Origin of the sequence: Streptomyces sp. NPDC006197 (assembly GCF_040613865.1) — a bacterium.
GTDB lineage: Bacteria > Actinomycetota > Actinomycetes > Streptomycetales > Streptomycetaceae > Streptomyces.
This window is the reverse complement of record NZ_JBEXSZ010000244.1, coordinates 1-6,565: the sequence shown is the minus strand read 5'-3', so window position 1 is coordinate 6,565 and position 6,565 is coordinate 1. Positions and strand designations below refer to the sequence as shown.

Genomic DNA, 6,565 nt, shown 5'->3' with positions numbered 1-6,565 from the left:
GGCCGACGGCCGGCGACTGACAGCCGCGTAGGGGGATGCGCCGGGGCGCGCCGCCGTGCCGTCGGGCGTGCCGGAGATCAGACCGCCGGGACCGGGAAGGTCGGGTACTCCACGCCGGAGACGTGCTGGACGACCCGGATGACCTGGCACGAGTAGCCGAACTCGTTGTCGTACCACAGGTACAGGATCGCGTTGTCGCCGTCGACCTTGGTCGCGCCGGCGTCGACGATGGACGCGTGGCGCGAGCCGACGAAGTCCATCGAGACGGCGTCGGGGGCCGTGGTGAAGTCGATCTGGCGCTTCAGCGGCGAGTGCAGCGAGACGTCGCGGAGGTACTCGAGGACCTCCTCGCGGGTGGTCTCGCGGCCCAGGCGCAGGCTCAGGATGGCGATCGAGACGTCCGGGACGGGGACGCGGATCGAGCTGCCGGTGATCGGCGCCTTCAGGTCGGGCAGCGCCTTGGCCACGGCGGAGGCGGCACCCGTCTCCGTGATGACCATGTTGAGCGGCGCGGAGCGGCCGCGGCGGTCGGCCTTGTGGTAGTTGTCCAGCAGGTTCTGGTCGTTCGTGAACGAGTGGACCGTCTCCACGTGGCCGCGCAGCACGCCGTACTCGTCGTCCATGGCCTTCAGCGGCGGGACGATCGCGTTGGTCGTGCAGGAGGCGCAGGACAGGATCTGCTCGTCCGGCTTCACCGTGTCGTGGTTGACGCCGTGCACGATGTTCGGCACGTCGCCCTTGCCGGGCGCGGTCAGGACGACCTTGTCGATGCCGGGGCGCAGGTGCTTGGAGAGGCCCTCGCGGTCCCGCCACTTGCCGGTGTTGTCGATGAGGATGGCGTTGTCGATGCCGTACGCCGTGTAGTCGACCTCGGAGGGGTCGTTGGCGTAGATCACCTTGATCGTGTTGCCGTTGGCGACGATGGTGCTGTTCGCCTCGTCGACCGTGATCGTGCCCTGGAACTGGCCGTGGATGGAGTCGCGGCGCAGCAGCGAGGCGCGCTTCACGAGGTCCTGGTCGCCGCCGCCGCGGACGACGATCGCGCGCAGGCGCAGACCGTTGCCGGAGCCGGCCTTCTCGATGAGGAGGCGGGCGACGAGGCGGCCGATGCGGCCGAAGCCGTAGAGGACGACGTCGCGTCCGTCACGGCGCTCGATCTTGTTCTCGCCGGTGGCGCCCGCGACGGCCTCGGCGGTGAACTCCGCCACCGAGAGACCGCGGTCGTCGGTCTTGTAGTCCGCGGCCAGCACGCCGATGTCGATCTGGCACGGGCCCAGGTCGAGCGTCGTGAGCGTCTCGAGGAACGGCAGCGTCTCGGTGACCGAGAGCTCCTCGCCGTCGATCTGCCGGGCGAAGCGGTGGGTCTTGAGGATGCTGACCACCGACTTGTTCACCAGGGAGCGGCTGTGGACCAGGACGGTGACGTCCTGCTCCCGGTGCAGCTTCCCGATGATCGGGATCATCGACTCCGCGATCTCCTCGCGGTTCTTCCAGCTGGTGAACGAGTCGTCATTGACAGTCACAAGATTATCTTTCGAGCTAGGCGGCGCTCATATGGTAACCCCCGGTCGGTTTGATCAATCAAGGGGTGCCGAACCGTACGACGGGTCACGTCGGGATCCGCCGCGCTCGGGCGGCGGCGAGGCGTTCCTCGAGTGCCGCGCGGCGCTCGGGCCACTCCTCGGCGACGATCGAGAAGACGGCGGAGTCCCGGAGGCGGCCGTCCTCGCCCGGGACCCAGGAGGCGGACCAGTTGCGCAGGACGCCCTCGAAGCTCGCGCCGACGCTCGCGATCGCGGCCCGCGAGCGGGCGTTGCGGGCGTCGGTCCTGAGGTCGACCCGGGCCACGTCCCAGCTCTCGAAGGCGTGCCGGAGGAGCAGGTACTTGGCCTCGGTGTTCACCCCGGTGCCCTGGGCGGAGGCCGCGAGCCAGGTGAAGCCGATCTCGATCGCGCACAGGCCCTCCCCGGAGGGCCACGGGCGCGGGTCCAGGAAGGCGGTGGCGCCGACCACCCGGCCGGTCGCCGGGTCGACCTGGACGTACGGGACGACCCTGCCGTCGGCGGCGCGGCCGAGCTGCGCGTCGACGTAGGCCCCGGCCTCCTCCCGGCGCGGCATCCCGATTCCGCCTGGTGGTCAGCCGAAGGCGAGGGTCCGGAAGCCCTCCCTGACCAGGGCCAGCGGGCCGGGGTCCCGGGTGAGGCGGAGCCGGTTGGTGAGCAGGACGGCCCAGCGGCCGCGCGCGGGCGACACCCACAGGGCCGTGCCGGTGAAGCCGAAGTGCGCCCAGACGTCCTCCGCCGGCTCCGTGCCCGGCGCCGGGTGCCAGAACAGCCCGCGCGGCGGGACGAGCCGGCCGGTGCGGACGCGCAGCGAGGCGGCCGTCCACCCGGCGGAGAAGGTGCCGGGCACCGGGTCGAGCAGGTGGCGCAGGAACCGGCCGATGTCGGCGGTGGTGGTGAAGACCCCCGCGATCCCGCAGGCGCCGCCGAGGAGCCGGGCCGAGAAGTCGTGGACGGTGCCCCGGAGCGGGGCGCCGCTCTCCTCGTCGTACTCGGTGGGCGCGCACCGCTCCCCGGCCTCGGCGGGCAGCGGCCCGTACCGGGTCTCCGTCATGGCGAGGGGCGTCCAGACCCGGTCCCGGGCGAGCCGGGGGAGCGGCTGCCGGGTGAGGTGCTCGGCGAGGTAGCCGAGGACCAGGGCCGCCCGGTCGGTGTACGCGACGGCCTCGCCGGGCCGGTGCCGCAGGGGCTCGGCGAGGACGCCGTCGCGGACGTCCTGCGGGTCGGAGCCGTACAGGTGCCGGAGGTTGGCGCGGAGCGGCAGGCCCGCGGTGTGGGTGAGGAGGTGGAGCGCCGTCGCCCCGGCGAGCGGCCGGCCCGCGGCTTCGGGCCAGTACGAGCCGAGCGGGGCGGACAGGTCGAGCTTCCCGGCGTCGACGAGCGTGCCGACGACCGCCCAGACCGCGAGGATCTTGGTGAGGCTCGCGACGTCGAAGAGGGTGTCCGGGCGCGTCGGAGCGCCGGGGTGCGCCGGGTCGAGCAGCCCGACCGCCCCGGACGAGAGGGTCGTACGGGCGTCGCCCACGGCCCATGCGGCGCCCGGGTACGTGCCCGCCCGCGCCGCCTCGTCGAGGAGCCGCTCGAAGGGGTCGCTGCGCTGTGCCAAGGCGTGCCTCCGACGGTCCGGGGAGGTTCGGGGCGGTCCGTCGGGAGACCGACGGACCGCGCTCCGAAGTCATGCCCCGGGCGTACCGGAAGACACCCTTCCGTCAGTGGGCGTCGCCCTCCTGGGCGGTCGGCACGCAGGTCACCTCGTCGCGCGGGGTGTAGTGGGTCCTGTAGGTCTCCCGCTTGACCTCGACGCCGTCGTTCTTGAAGACGCGGTCCACCGAGATGTCGAAGCCCTCCAGGGGCGGCTGCGGCACGCAGGCCTTGCCGGTGCCCTCGCGCTTCGTGGGCTGCGTGATGTTCGTGCGCGGTCCGGCGACCGCCTCGACGGAGTCGTACTTCTTCGTGCCGAGGAAGCTCACGGTGACCGAGGAGTCCGTGGCGCTCGCCTTGATGTAGATCGGCTTGCCCGTGTCGTTGCGGAACTTCAGGTCGAGCGAGCCCCAGGCGACGGTCGCCTCCCGGCCGGCCGGGTAGCGCTCGATGTAGAAGGAGTGGGCGCCGTGCTCGACGGGCTGCACCCCCGCGAAGAACATGGCGTTGTAGACGGTGGTGGCCATGGCCGACACGCCGCCGCCGGGTGCGGAGCGGTACGAGCCGTCGAGGATCATCGTGCCGTCGACGAAGCCGTTGTCCGGGGTCCGCTCGCCGACCGTCTTGTTGAAGCTCCACACCTCGCCCGGCTGCACCAGCGAGCCGTTGATGAGCTCGGCCGCCCGGCCGATGTTCGTCGTCCGGTACGGCGCGGTGGGGAAGTTCACCGTGAACGTCGACATCTGCTCGGTGATGCCCAGACGGGCCAGCGAGGCGGAGGTCAGCTCCGGCTCGGTGACCCTGGTGGCCACCGGAGCCGTACGGGCCGCCTCGCCCGTCCTGGTGAGCAGCGGGCGCACGGCGTCGCCCAGGGCCTTCGCGGTCACCTCGTGGCCCGGCCGGCCCTCCGACTCCACGACGACCTTGCCGTCGCGCACCCCGAGGGACCCCTCTTCCGGCGCGTTCGTCAGCGCCGCGAGGGGCCGCGCCACGTCCGGGTCGCGCAGCAGGGCCTGCTCGTCGAGGGAGGCGGTGAGGCGGCCGCCGTCGTCCTTGACGGCGAGGTGGTCGGCGAGCGTGTCGGGAGAGATCCGCAGCCGCTGGCCGGCCGCGGTGAGCGTCACGGGGCCGGAGACGGCGGGCTTCGCGTACGTGTCGAGGAAGCGGGACACCTCGGCGGCGGGCAGCTTGGGCTCGGTCACCGAGACCGGGAGCGACACCGCGGCGGCGCCCGTGGCGGCCGGGTAGGCCGCGCGCAGGGACTCGGCGGCGCGATCCGTGTCCAGCTTCCGGCCCGCGACGGGCTGCGTCGCGACGGCCTTGCCGTCACGGAAGGCGACGGACCCCTCGCGGACCGCCCGGTCGTTCCGCTCGGCCAGATCGGCCACGGCGGCCCGGGTCTTGGCCTCGTCGTACGCGAGCACCGGCCGGATCTCGCGCTCGTCGGAGGAGAACAGCCGCCCGATCACGGTGAAGGGGTCGCGGGACGGGTCGGCCGCCAGGTCGGCGGTCTTCGCGACGTCCACGGTCAGACCGGCGGAGGCCGGGTCCACGGTGGCGGCGCGGTCGCCGACCCGCACGGGTATCGGCGCCTTCCAGGAGGCCGGGGCCGCGGCCGTCAGCCTGGCCCGGGCCTCGGCGCGGCTCATGCCGCCGATGTCCACGCCGTCGACCCGGGTGCCGGCGGATATGTCGTCCCCGGTGGCGACCAGACCCGCCACGTACAGACCCCCCGCGGCGACGGCCACCACACCCGTCGCGATCGCCGCCGCCCGAAGAAGCGGGCGGCGCCCCTCACGGGGCGTCGGGGCAAGGTCGTTCCTGGAGCGGGGCACACGCTCTCCCGGGGCGTCGAGGACTGGGGCAACCACACGACGGTACGCCGAAAGAGTGTCTTATGCACATAAGAACGGTTTGACCTGCGGTGATACGGAGTGAGGCGAAACGGCCACGGAACGTACGTCCGAACGGGCGCGGGTGGCCCCCGCGTCCCGGCCCTGCACCGCTCCCACCAGCGGCACCACGGACTCGGCGCCGGGACCGGCGAGCTCCCGGTCTGCCGCGACCGCCCACGGCAAGGCGCTGCTCGCCGCGCTGCCGCGCCCGCCGTGCTGCCGCAGGATGGACCCATGATCTTCATCGCCGTACGGTTCACCGTCCGCCCCGACCGCGCCGACCACTGGCTCGACCTCGTCGACGAGTTCACGCGCGCCACCCGCGCGGAGCCCGGCAACCTCTTCTTCGACTGGTCCCGCAGCGTCGACGACCCGAACGTCTTCGTCCTCCTGGAGGCCTTCGCCGACGCGGAGGCGGGCGCCGCCCACGTCGCCTCCGAGCACTTCACGGCCGGACTCTCCGCCATGGCCGACGCCATCGCCGCCACCCCCGAGATCATCAACGTCGAGGTCCCGCAGCAGGGCTGGGGCGCCATGGCCGAGCTCGCCCCGACCGGCGACTGAAGCACTCCGCCGACGACCCCGGCGCGCCCCGCCCCGCCTGATAGGTTCGCGTGGAACGTCGCGTGAGACGCAGGTGGGGGCGGCGCCCCGAGGGGAGAAGCGGCACATGGCGGTGAGCGGGCGACAGACCGGCAGGCCCACCCTCGAGGAGGTCGCGGCCCGGGCCGGAGTCGGGCGCGGCACGGTCTCCCGGGTCATCAACGGCTCCCCGAAGGTGAGCGAACAGGCCAAGGCCGCCGTCGAACGGGCCGTCGCCGAACTCGGTTACGTCCCCAACCGGGCCGCCCGCGCCCTCGCCGGCAGCCGCACCGACGCCGTCGCCCTGGTGATCCCCGAGACCGAGGCGCGGCTCTTCGCCGAGCCGTACTTCCTCGACATCATCCGCGGGGTCAGCGCCGAACTCGCCGCCGCGGACAAGCAGTTGCTGCTGACCCTCATCCGCAGCGAACAGGAGCGGCAGCGCTTCGAGCAGTACCTCGCCGCGCAGCGCGTCGACGGCGTCCTCCTCGTCTCCGTGCACGGCGACGACCCGCTGCCCGACCAGGTCCGCGCCCTCGGCCTGCCCGCCGTCCTCAACGGCCGCCGCACCGAAGCCGAACGCGTCGCCTTCGTCGACTCCGACAACACCGGCGCCGGCCGGACCGCCGTCGCCCACCTCGCCGCCCGCGGCAGGCAGCGGATCGCCACCGTCACCGGCCCCCTCGACATGTACGTGGCCCGCTGCCGCCTCGACGGCTACCGCGAGGGCCTCACGGAGGCCGGACTCACGCCCGACGAGACTCTCGTCGCCACCGGCGACTTCACCGAGGAGGGCGGCCGGCGCGCCATGCGGGAGCTCCTGGAGCGCCGGCCCGACCTGGACGCCGTCTTCGCCGCCTCCGACGTGATGGCGGCCGGCGCGCG

Annotated in this window: 6 protein-coding genes; 2 read left to right on the top strand and 4 right to left on the bottom strand. The window is 73.2% G+C overall.

Annotated elements, in window-relative coordinates; genetic code table 11:
• Positions 1–77 precede the first annotated feature (77 nt).
• The 4 genes from ABZ318_RS38500 to ABZ318_RS38485 all read right to left on the bottom strand — a co-directional run bounded on the left by ABZ318_RS38500 (position 78) and on the right by ABZ318_RS38485 (position 5,038).
• Complete coding sequence (locus ABZ318_RS38500; RefSeq protein ID WP_356907073.1) at positions 78–1,523, bottom strand: glyceraldehyde-3-phosphate dehydrogenase; 1,446 nt, start codon at positions 1,521–1,523, stop codon at positions 78–80.
• 85 nt (positions 1,524–1,608) lie between these two features.
• A complete protein-coding gene (locus tag ABZ318_RS38495; protein ID WP_356907072.1) occupies positions 1,609–2,118 on the bottom strand; it encodes a GNAT family protein in 510 nt (169 codons plus the stop codon).
• 18 nt (positions 2,119–2,136) lie between these two features.
• Positions 2,137–3,168, bottom strand: coding sequence for a serine hydrolase domain-containing protein (locus ABZ318_RS38490; protein WP_356907071.1), 1,032 nt, complete (start codon positions 3,166–3,168; stop codon positions 2,137–2,139).
• 103 nt (positions 3,169–3,271) lie between these two features.
• Complete coding sequence (locus tag ABZ318_RS38485; RefSeq protein WP_356907069.1) at positions 3,272–5,038, bottom strand: VanW family protein; 1,767 nt, start codon at positions 5,036–5,038, stop codon at positions 3,272–3,274.
• Positions 5,039–5,332: 294 nt separating this feature from the next.
• On the opposite strand from ABZ318_RS38485, the gene ABZ318_RS38480 reads away from it, so the two are divergent.
• Together ABZ318_RS38480 and ABZ318_RS38475 are read left to right on the top strand one after the other, a co-directional pair.
• Entirely contained in the window at positions 5,333–5,662 is a 330-nt protein-coding gene (locus tag ABZ318_RS38480; RefSeq protein ID WP_356907068.1) for a putative quinol monooxygenase, read from the top strand.
• Between the two features lie 106 nt (positions 5,663–5,768).
• Positions 5,769–6,565, top strand: a 797-nt coding sequence (locus tag ABZ318_RS38475; protein ID WP_356907067.1) for a LacI family DNA-binding transcriptional regulator, incomplete at its 3' end; no start/stop codon positions are given.

Excerpts from the sequence above, each read along its gene's own strand:
- ABZ318_RS38495 (WP_356907072.1), bottom strand. The coding sequence starts at position 2,118 with ATGCCGCGCCGGGAGGAGGCCGGGGCCTACGTCGACGCGCAGCTCGGC.
- ABZ318_RS38480 (WP_356907068.1), top strand. The coding sequence starts at position 5,333 with ATGATCTTCATCGCCGTACGGTTCACCGTCCGCCCCGACCGCGCCGAC.